This window comes from Rhodoferax sp. (genome assembly GCF_028689305.1).
Taxonomy (GTDB): domain Bacteria; phylum Pseudomonadota; class Gammaproteobacteria; order Burkholderiales; family Burkholderiaceae_C; genus Rhodoferax.
The window spans coordinates 1-11467 of record NZ_JAQTWM010000046.1 but is presented as its reverse complement, the minus strand read 5'-3'; the positions used below and the strand labels follow the sequence as shown (position 1 = coordinate 11467).

Below are 11467 nucleotides of genomic sequence, written 5' to 3'. Positions count from 1 at the left end.
CCCAGCGGGCCCAGGCCTGGGGCGAAGTGGCACGGCGGCTGGCCCACGAAATCAAGAACCCGCTGACACCGATCCAGCTCTCGGCCGAGCGACTGGAGATGAAACTCACGCCCAAGGTGGCGGCTCCAGAGCAGGCGCTGTTGAAAAAATCGGTGAAAACCATTGTTGACCAGGTGGATGCCATGAAGCGACTGGTCAACGAATTTCGAGACTACGCCCGGTTGCCCGCAGCAGAACTCAAACCCGTGGACCTCAACGCACTGGTGCAGGATGTGCTGAATCTGTATGCCCATGACACTGCCCAGGCCCGCATCGTGTCCGAACTCGACCCGGCTTGCCCTTGCGTGCTGGGTGATGCCGAGCAGTTGCGCCAGGTGCTGCACAATCTGTTGCAAAATGCGCAAGACGCCACCGTGAGCGCCGGACGTGCCGATGAGCAGCACCCGGTGATCCTGAAAACACAATGGCTGCCTGCTTCACAGCGGGTACGCATGAGTGTGCTGGACTGTGGAACAGGTTTCCCGGATCACATCCTCAAACGTGCGTTTGAACCCTATGTCACCACCAAGGACAAAGGCACCGGCCTGGGCCTGGCGGTGGTCAAGAAAATTGCAGACGAACATGGCACGCGTGTGGACATTGCCAATCGTCTGGTGGACGGGCAACCGGCCGGCGCACAAGTGTCGTTATCATTCAACGTAGACCGCGCGGCGATCACACAGTCAGTCTAGGCATTCAAAGCGCGGACAACTCCAAGGGACCAAGGCGATATGGCGAACATTTTGGTGGTGGATGACGAACTCGGCATTCGTGATCTGTTGTGTGAAATCCTCAATGACGAAGGTCACACGGTTGAGGTTGCCGAAAACGCGGCGCAGGCGCGCGCTGCGCGCCTGCGTGAGCGTCCCGACCTGGTGTTGCTTGACATCTGGATGCCAGATACCGACGGTGTGACCCTGCTCAAGGAGTGGTCAGCCACCGGCGTCCTCACCATGCCGGTCATCATGATGAGTGGTCATGCCACCATTGACACAGCGGTTGAAGCCACCCGTATTGGCGCCCTGGCTTTTCTGGAAAAACCCATCACCATGCAAAAGCTGCTCAAGGCCGTGGAGCAGGGGTTGACACGGGGGTCCTTGCGCAAGCTGGCAGCACCGCCTCTGGGGGGCGTGTTGCCGCATGCTGATCACGCCACGCATACGGGCGATGTGCCCGACCATATTGTTGCCGTGCCAGCTGACAACGGACCGCATGCCAACCAGAGTTTCATGTTGGACAAACCCTTGCGTGAAGGCCGGGATGAGTATGAGAAGGCTTATTTCGAGTTTCATCTGGCCAAGGAAAATGGCTCCATGACACGTGTGGCTGAAAAAACCGGGTTGGAGCGCACGCATCTGTACCGCAAGCTCAAACAGTTGGGTGTTGATTTGTCGCGTGGCAAGCGGAATTGAAAAACCGGTGATGGGAGCGAGAATCCTGGTGATAGGCTGCTATACTATGCGGCTTAGGCCCGGTAGCTCAGTCGGTAGAGCAGAGGATTGAAAATCCTTGTGTCGGTGGTTCGATTCCGCCCCAGGCCACCAAGCTAGCAAAGGAAAGCCCGCTATCAAAAATGGTGGGCTTTTTCTTTGAAGCGGGTTCAGACAATTGGCAGACGGCTTTTGACCTGTTGACAGGCTGAATGACAGCTGCCAAATGAATCAGTTAACAAATTTGTTCCTCGATAGCTCAGTTGGTAGAGCGCCGGACTGTTAATCCGTAGGTCCCTGGTTCGAGCCCAGGTCGAGGAGCCAAGGTTCTGATGCCGTGGAGTGGTAGTTCAGTTGGTCAGAATACCGGCCTGTCACGCCGGGGGTCGCGGGTTCGAGCCCCGTCCACTCCGCCAGGATGATCAATGCGGGAATAGCTCAGTTGGTAGAGCGCAACCTTGCCAAGGTTGAGGTCGAGAGTTCGAGACTCTTTTCCCGCTCCAGATGGCCCATTTGGCTCAGTGGCAGAGCACTCCCTTGGTAAGGGAGAGGTCCCGGGTCCGATTCCCGGAATGGGCACCAAATCCGATGATCTGTATGATTGATCAAGAGGAAATTCACCATGATCCGGTTTGTACTTGTCTTCCTGGCTGTTCTGGTGGTGCTGTTTACCGCGGAATTGACGCACCCTGTCCAAAACGCCATTGTCCTGCCCTGGACCAGTCTGCTGGCAACAACCAGTGCCGCGGTGGTCAGCCTGTTTGACAGCTCGGTCATGTCATACGGCAAGGTATTGCAGCATGCCAATACCGGGATGGGTGTGTCCATCGAGGCCGGCTGCAACGGTATTGAGGCCAGTCTGATCCTGATCGCGGCTGTGCTGGCCTACCCGGCCTCTTGGTTCATGCGTCTGCTCGGCATCATCTTGGGTTTTCTGGCGATCCAGATCGTGAATGTCTTGCGTGTGGTCACCCTGTTTTATCTGGTGGAATACAGCACGACCATGTTCGAATTCGCCCATCTGTATTTGTGGCAAGCCCTGATCATGCTGGATGTGCTGGTGGTCTGGCTGCTGTGGGTGCGGCAGGTTGCGCGCCGGGAAGCCCGTGCAGAGGTGGTCCATGCGCCAGCCCAGTAGTGTGATTGGTGGCTTTTTTGCCCGTGCGCTGCTGTATTTGATTCCTGCCCTGACCTTATGGTACTGGGCGCGCCACTATGTGGTGATGCCCGTGGCCTGGCTGGCAGAGACCTTCATGCGTTTCTTCTTTCCAGGGTGGGTCTCGGGCAGCGAGCTGGTGGGCATCACCCAGACCTTGATCACCCGGCTGGCCGTGCCGCATGCCTCAGGCCGACTGACCGATCTGACCCCCGAGGTCAGCGTACTGACTTTCTGCTACGGCCTGCCCTTGTTATTGGCCTTGTTTCTGGCAGCCCGTGCCAAAGGTCTGTGGTGGAAGATGCCGGTGTGTGCCATTGGCCTGCTGCCTTTTCAGGCATGGGGGGTGTGTTTCGCCTGGCTGGTCCAGGTTGCCGTGCAATCCGGGCCCTATACCCGAACCACCACCTACTTCACCGAATGGGATACCAACCTGATTGGACTGGGTTACCAGCTGGGCTTTCTGCTCTGGCCCACCCTGGTTCCCATGTTGATGTGGCTGTACCTGGAAAGAGGATTCGTGATCACCGTCGCGGTGGAGGGGTCCCTGGAAGGCTCGCTGCCGAAGTAAAACCCGTGCCCGTTGTGGTGGTACTGGCTGACCCTGATGCGTTGCCGGTCATTCGGCGTGGTGCGGCGCGGCCACGCCCTGGACTTCAACCAGACAGTCATAAAACGTCGGGCCATGGCCCAGGTCGGTGAGCCGCTGGCTGGTGAGCTGATTGACATTGGTGCCATCCATGCCCAGTTTGCGCCACCAGATCCCCAGGCCATGGACCACCCCGGGGCGGGCGCGGTGGCTGATATGGACGCGGCAGTGGTGCTCGCCACGCGCATTGAACACCCGCACCGTGGCGCCGTCCGGCAGTTGGCGTGCAGCGGCATCCTGCGGGTGCATCTCCAGCAGCGGTTCACCCTCGATGTCACGCAGGCTTTTGACGTTGACAAAACTCGAATTCAAAAAATTGCGCGCAGGTGGCGAAATCATCGCCAGCGGGTAAAGGCTGGTGCTGCCCGCGGCCTCATGGTTGGGCACGTAGTCGGGCAGGCCGTCCAGCCCGCGATCAGCCAGGCGCTGACTGAAAAACTCGCAGCGCCCCGAGGGCGTGGGGAACCCCCCCTGCGCAAATGGCGCCTCTGGTGTGACCAGTGTGGCAAAACCTTGCGCCAGCAGGGTGTCGAAATCCACCGCATCCCCATAAGCCATGCGGCACAGAGCCTCGTCGTCGTCGGCAAAACAGGGGTCGTCAAAACCCATCTGGGCCGCCAGTTCCCGAAAAATCTGTGTGTTGGGCTTGGTTTGCCCCAGCGGCGTGACCGCCGGGCGGTTCAACAGCACATCGGTGTGGCCATAGCTGCTGTGCACGTCCCAGTGCTCCAGTTGGGTGGTGGCCGGCAGGATGTAATCGGCATAGTCGGCAGTGTCGGTCTGAAAGTGCTCCAGCACCACGGTGAACAGGTCTTCGCGGGCAAAACCCTGCACCACCTTGCCCGACTCGGGCGCCACCGCCACCGGGTTGCTGTTGTAAACCATCAGCGCTTCGATGGCCGGGCCAAATTCGGCGCTGGCCGGGCGCAGCAGATCGTTGCCAATGGTGCTCATGTTGATGCTGCGTGGTGTACGCCCGGCCAGCAGGTCGGGGCGCTGCAGCGCATGGCGCTGCACTGGGAACGCGCCCGAGCTTGACAGCAGCATGCCCCCGGCACGCTGGCGCCAGGCGCCAGTCAGTGCCGGCAGGCTGGCAATCAGGCGTACGGCGTTGCCGCCGCCATGCACCCGCTGCAGGCCATAGTTCATGCGGATGGCTGAAGGCTCACCCGAGGCCACGCAAGCGCCATAGTCGCGCGCCAGGGCACGGATTTGCGCCGCTTCGATACCGCAGACCTGCGCGGCCCGCTCCGGACTCCACGACAGCGCCCGCTCGCGCAGCTGTTCCCAGCCCAGGGTGTGGCGTGTCAGGTAGTCATGGTCGAGCCAGTCGTTGCGGATCAGCTCATGCATCAGTGCCAGCGCCAGCGCCCCATCGGTGCCGGGCAGCAGGGCAAGGTGTTCGTGGCACTTGTCGGCGGTCTCGCTTCTGCGCGGGTCAATGCAGATCAGCTTGGCGCCCTGACGCTTGGCCTGGTTGGCATAACGCCAGAAGTGCAGGTTGCTGGCAATCGAATTGCTGCCCCAGATCAGGATCAGTTTGGCTTCGGCAAAAAACTCCAGGCGCATGCCCAGCTTGCCGCCCAGTGTCTGCACCAGCGCCTCACCGCCAGCGGCGGCGCAGATGGTGCGCTCCAGCTGTGAAGCCCCCAGCTTGTGAAAGAACCGCGCCGCGATGCTTTCGCCCTGCACCAAGCCCATGGTGCCGGCATAACTGTAGGGCAGGATGGCCTGCGGGTCGCGTGTGGCAATGGCTTGCAGCCGTGCGGCAATGTCGCTCAGGGCCGCACGCCAGCTCACCGGCTCAAACTGCCCGCTCCCTTTGGGGCCGACACGTTTCAAGGGCTGCAGAATGCGCTCGGGGTGGTAGCTGCGCTCGGCGTAGCGTGACACCTTGGTGCACAGCGCGCCGTCGGTATGGGGGTGCGCCGGATTGCCCTGCACCCGCACGGCCACACCGTTGTCCACGGTGGTCAACAAGGAACAGGTGTCCGGGCAATCATGCGGGCAGGCGCCCACAATTTGCTGGGTGGTGGTGGCGTCAGGGCGAGGCTTGCAGTGGGGCATGGTGGGTTTTCAAACGGCTGAAAATGATTCGGCAAGCATATCCCGCTTTGAGAAACCACTGCCGCGACTCCAGCGGGGTTATCGCCTTGGCTTCATAATGCTTGGCTACCAGCCACTACCTTGCCTGCGCCATTGTTATGAAATTGATCGAAGCCATCGCCCAGCAAAGTCCCACGATCGCCGCCCTGCGCCGTGACATCCATGCCCACCCCGAGCTGTGTTTTCAGGAGGTGCGTACCGCCGACGTGGTGGCGGCCAAGCTGACCGAATGGGGCATTCCCGTACATCGCGGACTGGGCACCACCGGGGTGGTGGGGATCGTCAAACAGGGCCAATCCAGCCGGGCGATTGGTTTGCGCGCCGACATGGACGCGCTGCCGATGCAAGAGGCCAACACCTTCGCCCACGCCAGCCAGACGGCTGGCAAGATGCACGCCTGCGGTCACGATGGCCACACCGCCATGCTGCTGGCAGCCGCCCAGTATCTCAGCACCCACCGGCACTTTGACGGCACGGTCTACCTGATTTTTCAGCCGGCCGAAGAGGGCGGCGGCGGCGCCCGCGAGATGATCAAGGACGGCCTGTTTGAACAGTTTCCGATGGACGCCGTGTTTGGCCTGCACAACTGGCCGGGCGCCGAAGTCGGCAAGTTTGCCGCCAGCGCCGGGCCGGTGATGGCTTCGAGCAATGAATTCAAGATCACCATCCACGGCAAGGGCGGGCATGCCGCCTTGCCGCACAACGCGCTCGACCCGGTACCGGTGGCCTGCCAGCTGGTGCAGGGCTTCCAGACCATCATCAGCCGCAACAAAAAACCGATCGACGCCGGCGTGATCTCGGTCACCATGATCCACACCGGCGAAGCCACCAATGTGATTCCCAACAGCTGCGAGCTGCAAGGCACGGTGCGTACCTTCTCGCTGGAGGTGCTCGATTTGATCGAACAGCGCATGCAAGCGATGACCGAGCAGCTCTGCGCGGCCTTCGACATGCGGGCTGACTTTGAGTTCAAGCGCAATTACCCGCCCACCATCAACAGCGCGCGCGAGGCCGAGTTCTGCCGCCGGGTGATGGCCAGCATCGTGGGTGAAAGCGGTGTGCAGGTGCAGGAGCCCACCATGGGCGCGGAGGACTTCTCCTTCATGCTGCAGGCCAAGCCGGGCTGTTACGCCTTCATCTCCAATGGCGATGGCGCGCACCGCGAGATCGGCCATGGCGGCGGGCCATGCATGCTGCATAACCCCAGTTACGACTTCAACGACGCCCTGTTGCCGCTGGGCGCCACCTACTGGGTGCGGCTGGCTGAGCAGTGGTTGTCCCCTGAAATCGTCTGAATGCTATCGATTAAATAGCTTAAGGCGCTTTGTTTATCCGGGCTAGAGGGTGATTTTGCTTGCAAACCTGCGTGCGGCCATTTCCAGCAGGCCGTCAAACACTAGGTTGTCCACCAGCTCGACCGACAGCGACATGCTGGGTGCCATCTTCCAACCGGCGCCGCCGGCCATCATGCAGTGGGGCTCGGCGCCGCAGCGCTGGCGCACATGCTGCACCATGCGCTCCACCGCGCCGGCAATCGCGTAGGTGCCGCCGCTGGTCAGCGCGTCACTGGTGTTGGTGGGAAATTCGCACACATTGCCGGTGGGCACATGCAGCCCGGCGGTGCCCGACTCCAGTGCCCGCAGCATGATGCCGTGGCCGGGCAGGATCAGCCCGCCCAGAAAGCGGCCACTGGCGTCGATGGCGTCCACCGTCACGGCGGTGCCCACCATCACCACCACCATGGGTCGCGCCGGCCCCTGGGACAGGCCACGGTGCCAGGCGCCGATCATCGCCACCCAGCGGTCCGCGCCCAGGCGGGCCGGGTAGTCGTAGCCGTTGACCACACCGGCTTCGCTCGGGCTGGCCACCACCCATTGGGGGTGGACATCCCACAGCTCCATCTGTTCTTCCACCCGGCGCTTGACGGCATCTCCTGCTACCACACAACCCAGCATGTACTGGGGTGACGGCAGGCCGGCCCAGTCACCCTCGGCGAGTTTCTCGATGTTTTCCAGGAACTCCACCCCATGCGCCAGCACGGCCGCGTCGCGGTGGGGTGCCGCATGCAACGCCCACTTCAGGCGCGTGTTTCCAACGTCGATGGCCAGGAAAGTCATGGCGGCATTATCGGCACATTCGGCGCCCTGTAACAAAATGTGTCAGCCCTGTCGCCACGGCAGGCCGTTGAAGCGCCAGCCGCCGCGCCGGTTGCGGTGGGCCTGTTCGTCGGGGTCACCTTCAAACCCTTGCAGAATGTTGTAGGCCTGCAGCCCCAGCTCGGTGGCGCGTTTGGCTGCTGCCACCGAGCGCACACCACTGCGGCACAGCAGCAGCACCTTTTTGCCGGCGGGCACCGCAGCTTTCAGCGCGGTGTCAAAGTCCGGGTTCATGGCCATGCCGGGCCACTGTTTCCAGGCCACCGGCACGGCGCCCGGAACAAAACCGACCCATTCACGTTCGGCATCGGTACGCACGTCCACCAGCACCGCCTCGCCGGCCTGCCACCATTGCAGCGCCAGTGCACCGGTGATATCGCCGGCGTAGCCGTCGGCATGGCGCTCCACCAAGGTGTGGGCCAGCGGGGTGTCGTGCCGCAGGCCGGAATGCAGGTTGGCCGGCACCGCCTCGTCCATACGCTTGGGGCGTGGCAGCTTGAGCGCGTCCATGAGGGTGATGAACTCGGCCAGGGTCTTGCCAGCCACGCGTGCGTTGCCGGCTTTTTCCTGGCCGATGGTGGAGTGGGTCCGGCCCTGGTAGTCATGGCCGGGCCAGACCGTGGTGTCGTCGGGCAGCCTGAACAGCACCTCGGTCAGGCTGTGGTACATGGCGCTGGCGCTGCCCGACTGGAAGTCGGTGCGGCCGCAGCCGTTGATCAGCAGGGTGTCGCCGGTGAACACATGCTGGCGCCAGACAAAACTCATGCTGCCGGCGGTATGTCCTGGGGTGTGCAGGGCGCGAATCTGCTCGGCGCCGAAATTCAGCACGTCGCCGTCGTTGAGCTGCACGGCGGCGGTGCTGATGCCGCAGCCCGCTGGCGCCACGGTTTGGGCGCCGGCCAGTTCAGCCAGCTGCCCGGCGCTGGTGATGTGGTCGGCGTGGGCATGGGTTTCCAGCGCCCACAGCAGTTTCAGCCCATATTCGCGCAGCACCTGCAGGTCGCGCTCGATCTGGGTGTCCACCGGGTCGATGATCAGGGCGTCACGGCTGTCCGGATCAAACAACACATAGGTGTAGGTGGCGGTGGCGGTGTCAAAAAGCTGGATCGGGTTCATGGCTCGGGTGGTGGTGTAAGGCCAAGGGCAGGGGCGATAACCGGCGGTGCCGGATACCTGGGCGCGAATATAGCGTGAAAGCCGATCTCCGGGGGCGGGGCCGCCTGATCGACGGCTGGCCGCGAAAGCGGCTAAGATTGACGTTTACGTCAACGTCAAGTCAGCTGGTTTTGTTCTGATCAACGCTGGCTACAACCATTATTCCAGGAGACTTCCATGTCCGATTTGTCCGCTGATGCCAAAGCACTGGCCGAGTACCGTCCGGTGAACAAAGTGCGTTTTGTCACCGCCGCCAGCCTGTTTGACGGCCATGACGCCGCCATCAACATCATGCGCCGGATTTTGCAAAGCATGGGCGCCGAGGTGATCCACCTGGGCCACAACCGCAGTGTGGACGAGGTGGTCACTGCCGCCCTGCAGGAAGACGCGCAGGGCATTGCCATCAGCTCCTACCAGGGCGGGCATGTGGAGTATTTCAAGTACATGGTCGATCTGCTCAAGGCCCGCGGCGGCGCCCACATCCAGGTGTTTGGCGGCGGCGGTGGTGTGATCGTGCCCAGCGAAATTGCCGAGCTGCAAGCCTATGGCGTGGCGCGCATCTACAGCCCGGAAGACGGCCAGCGCATGGGGCTGGCGGGCATGATTGGTGAGATGGTCCAGCGCTGTGACCAGGACATCACCGGCTATGCCCCTGCCACCATCGACGCCATCCAGGGCCATTCCGAGATGAGCTGGCGCGCGCTGGCGCAACTCATCACGGCGCTCGAGCAAGCCAGCGAAAACCCCAATACTGCAGCATCTTTTGATGCTCTAGCCCAGACGTTGCGGGCGCAGGCTGCTACAAAAAAGATACCTGTGGTGGGCATCACCGGCACTGGCGGCGCCGGCAAATCCAGCCTGACCGACGAGCTGATCCGCCGCCTGCGGCTGGATCAAGGTGATGCCCTGCGCGTGGCGGTGGTCAGCATTGACCCCTCAAGGCGCAAGAGCGGCGGCGCCCTGCTGGGTGACCGCATCCGCATGAACGCCATTGGGTCGTGGCAAAACGGGCCGCGTGTCTTCATGCGCAGCCTGGCCACGCGCGACTTCGGCAGCGAGATCAGCGCTGCCCTGCCTGATGTGATTGCCGCCTGCAAGGTCGCCGGGTTTGACTTGATTGTGGTCGAGACCTCGGGCATTGGCCAGGGCGACGCCGCCATCGTGCCGCTGGTGGACGTGCCCATGTATGTGATGACGCCCGAATTCGGCGCGGCCAGCCAGCTCGAAAAAATCGACATGCTCGATTTTGCCGAGTTTGTCGCCATCAACAAGTTTGACCGCAAGGGCGCATCCGATGCCCTGCGTGATGTCGCCAAACAAGTCCAGCGCAACCGCGAGGCCTTTGGCGTGCCGCCGGAGCAGATGCCGGTGTTTGGCACCATGGCCGCACGCTTCAACGACGATGGTGTGACCGCCCTGTACCAGGCCCTCAAACCCCGGCTGGCAGAGCTGGGCCTGCCGGTGACGCCGGGCCGCCTGCCCCAGGTGACGGTGCGCCACAGCACCAACCAAACCCCGGTGCTGCCCGCAGCGCGCAGCCGCTACCTGGCCGAGATCAGTGATACCGTGCGTGGCTACAAGGCCCGCGCTCGCCAGCAGGCCAGATTAGCGCGTGAAATCCAGCAACTCACCGAGTCCGCCCGCATGCTGCTGGCCGCTGACCCCGGCAAAGACGGCAGCGCCAAGCCCGGCGCCTACGGCACGGTGCTCAAGCTGGCCGAAGAGCGCCGCGAGCAGCAAGACCCGGCCGCCGCCAAGCTGCTGGCCCAGTGGCCCGCCATGCAACAGGCCTATGCGGGTGACATGTACGTCGTCAAAATCCGCGACAAGGAAATCTGCACCCAGCTCACCACCCAAACGCTGTCGGGCACCACCATCCGCAAGGTCTGCTTGCCGCAATATGAAGATCACGGCGAAATTTTGAAATGGCTGATGCTTGACAACGTGCCTGGCAGCTACCCCTACACCGCCGGCACCTTTGCCTTCAAGCGTGAAAACGAAGACCCCACCCGCATGTTCGCCGGCGAAGGTGACCCGTTCAGAACCAACAAACGCTTCAAGCTGCTCAGCTCCGGCATGCCCGCCAAGCGGCTAAGCACCGCGTTTGACTCGGTCACCCTCTATGGCAACGACCCCGATCCGCGCCCCGACATCTACGGCAAGGTAGGCAACTCGGGCGTTTCGATTGCCACCATTGACGACCTGAAAGTGCTCTACGACGGCTTTGACTTGTGCAGTCCCACCACCAGCGTCAGCATGACCATCAATGGGCCCGCGCCCAGCATTCTGGCCATGTTCATGAACGCCGCCATCGACCAGAACCTGGAAAAATTTGCCCAGGACAATGGCCGTGAACCCACCGACACCGAGGCGCAAAAAATCCGTGAATGGGTGCTTTCCAATGTGCGTGGCACGGTACAGGCCGACATCCTGAAAGAAGATCAGGGCCAGAACACCTGCCTGTTTTCCACCGAGTTTTCCTTGAAGGTGATGGGCGACATCGCCAGCTACTTTGTGCACCACAACGTGCGCAACTTCTACAGTGTGAGTATCAGCGGCTACCACATTGCTGAAGCCGGTGCCAACCCGATCAGCCAACTGGCCTTCACGCTGAGCAACGGTTTCACCTTTGTCGAAGCCTATCTGGCGCGCGGCATGCACATTGACGACTTTGCGCCGAATCTCTCCTTCTTCTTCAGCAACGGCATGGACCCGGAGTACACCGTTATGGGCCGCGTGGCCCGGCGCATCTGGGCCGTGGCGATGAAAGAAAAAT

At 62.1% G+C, this 11467-nt stretch carries 9 protein-coding genes, 5 tRNA genes and 1 pseudogene; 11 read left to right on the top strand and 4 right to left on the bottom strand.

Going from position 1 to position 11467, the window contains the following annotated elements; all coding sequences use genetic code 11:
- The 9 genes from PHW99_RS10800 to PHW99_RS10760 all read left to right on the top strand — a co-directional run.
- Positions 1 to 731, top strand: a 731-nt coding sequence (locus PHW99_RS10800; protein WP_300176902.1) for an ATP-binding protein, incomplete at its 5' end; no start/stop codon positions are given.
- A gap of 39 nt (positions 732 to 770) precedes the next feature.
- Positions 771 to 1451, top strand: coding sequence for a response regulator (locus PHW99_RS10795; RefSeq protein WP_300176899.1), 681 nt, complete (start codon positions 771 to 773; stop codon positions 1449 to 1451).
- A 56-nt stretch (positions 1452 to 1507) separates the two neighbouring features.
- A tRNA-Phe gene (locus PHW99_RS10790) sits at positions 1508 to 1583 on the top strand.
- 134 nt (positions 1584 to 1717) lie between these two features.
- A tRNA-Asn gene (locus PHW99_RS10785) sits at positions 1718 to 1793 on the top strand.
- A gap of 15 nt (positions 1794 to 1808) precedes the next feature.
- A tRNA-Asp gene (locus tag PHW99_RS10780) sits at positions 1809 to 1885 on the top strand.
- An 11-nt stretch (positions 1886 to 1896) separates the two neighbouring features.
- Positions 1897 to 1972 (top strand) — tRNA-Gly (locus PHW99_RS10775).
- A 4-nt stretch (positions 1973 to 1976) separates the two neighbouring features.
- Positions 1977 to 2051 (top strand) — tRNA-Thr (locus tag PHW99_RS10770).
- Positions 2052 to 2091: 40 nt separating this feature from the next.
- On the top strand, positions 2092 to 2607 hold the full coding sequence (gene xrtH / locus PHW99_RS10765; RefSeq protein ID WP_300176896.1) for an exosortase H: 516 nt from the start codon (positions 2092 to 2094) through the stop codon (positions 2605 to 2607).
- Positions 2591 to 3196, top strand: coding sequence for an exosortase H-associated membrane protein (locus PHW99_RS10760; protein WP_300176893.1), 606 nt, complete (start codon positions 2591 to 2593; stop codon positions 3194 to 3196). Before xrtH ends, PHW99_RS10760 begins: the two co-directional genes overlap by 17 nt.
- 48 nt (positions 3197 to 3244) lie before the next feature.
- Here the strand turns inward: PHW99_RS10760 and PHW99_RS10755 are convergent, their stop codons facing one another.
- On the bottom strand, positions 3245 to 5341 hold the full coding sequence (locus PHW99_RS10755) for a molybdopterin oxidoreductase family protein (RefSeq protein ID WP_300176890.1): 2097 nt from the start codon (positions 5339 to 5341) through the stop codon (positions 3245 to 3247).
- A gap of 137 nt (positions 5342 to 5478) precedes the next feature.
- On the opposite strand from PHW99_RS10755, the gene PHW99_RS10750 reads away from it, so the two are divergent.
- Positions 5479 to 6675: a M20 aminoacylase family protein gene (locus PHW99_RS10750; protein ID WP_300176887.1), complete on the top strand. Its 1197-nt coding sequence runs from the start codon at positions 5479 to 5481 to the stop codon at positions 6673 to 6675.
- 42 nt (positions 6676 to 6717) lie between these two features.
- Here PHW99_RS10750 and PHW99_RS10745 read toward each other — a convergent pair whose 3' ends face one another.
- The 3 genes and pseudogenes from PHW99_RS10745 to PHW99_RS10735 all read right to left on the bottom strand — a co-directional run.
- A complete protein-coding gene (locus tag PHW99_RS10745) occupies positions 6718 to 7497 on the bottom strand; it encodes a type III pantothenate kinase (RefSeq protein WP_300176884.1) in 780 nt (259 codons plus the stop codon).
- Positions 7498 to 7539: 42 nt separating this feature from the next.
- Positions 7540 to 7944, bottom strand: coding sequence for a rhodanese-like domain-containing protein (locus PHW99_RS10740; protein ID WP_366913354.1), 405 nt, complete (start codon positions 7942 to 7944; stop codon positions 7540 to 7542).
- 27 nt (positions 7945 to 7971) lie between these two features.
- A pseudogene (locus PHW99_RS10735) lies at positions 7972 to 8652 on the bottom strand (MBL fold metallo-hydrolase); the annotation flags it as partial.
- Between the two features lie 216 nt (positions 8653 to 8868).
- On the opposite strand from PHW99_RS10735, the gene PHW99_RS10730 reads away from it, so the two are divergent.
- Positions 8869 to 11467, top strand: a 2599-nt coding sequence (locus tag PHW99_RS10730; RefSeq protein WP_300176881.1) for a methylmalonyl-CoA mutase family protein, incomplete at its 3' end; no start/stop codon positions are given.

Bases quoted from the DNA above. Each gene is read 5' to 3' on its own strand.
- PHW99_RS10795 (WP_300176899.1), top strand. From the start codon at position 771: ATGGCGAACATTTTGGTGGTGGATGACGAACTCGGCATTCGTGATCTG.
- xrtH (WP_300176896.1), top strand. From the start codon at position 2,092: ATGATCCGGTTTGTACTTGTCTTCCTGGCTGTTCTGGTGGTGCTGTTT.
- PHW99_RS10760 (WP_300176893.1), top strand. From the start codon at position 2,591: ATGCGCCAGCCCAGTAGTGTGATTGGTGGCTTTTTTGCCCGTGCGCTG.
- PHW99_RS10755 (WP_300176890.1), bottom strand. From the start codon at position 5,341: ATGCCCCACTGCAAGCCTCGCCCTGACGCCACCACCACCCAGCAAATT.
- PHW99_RS10750 (WP_300176887.1), top strand. From the start codon at position 5,479: ATGAAATTGATCGAAGCCATCGCCCAGCAAAGTCCCACGATCGCCGCC.
- PHW99_RS10745 (WP_300176884.1), bottom strand. From the start codon at position 7,497: ATGACTTTCCTGGCCATCGACGTTGGAAACACGCGCCTGAAGTGGGCG.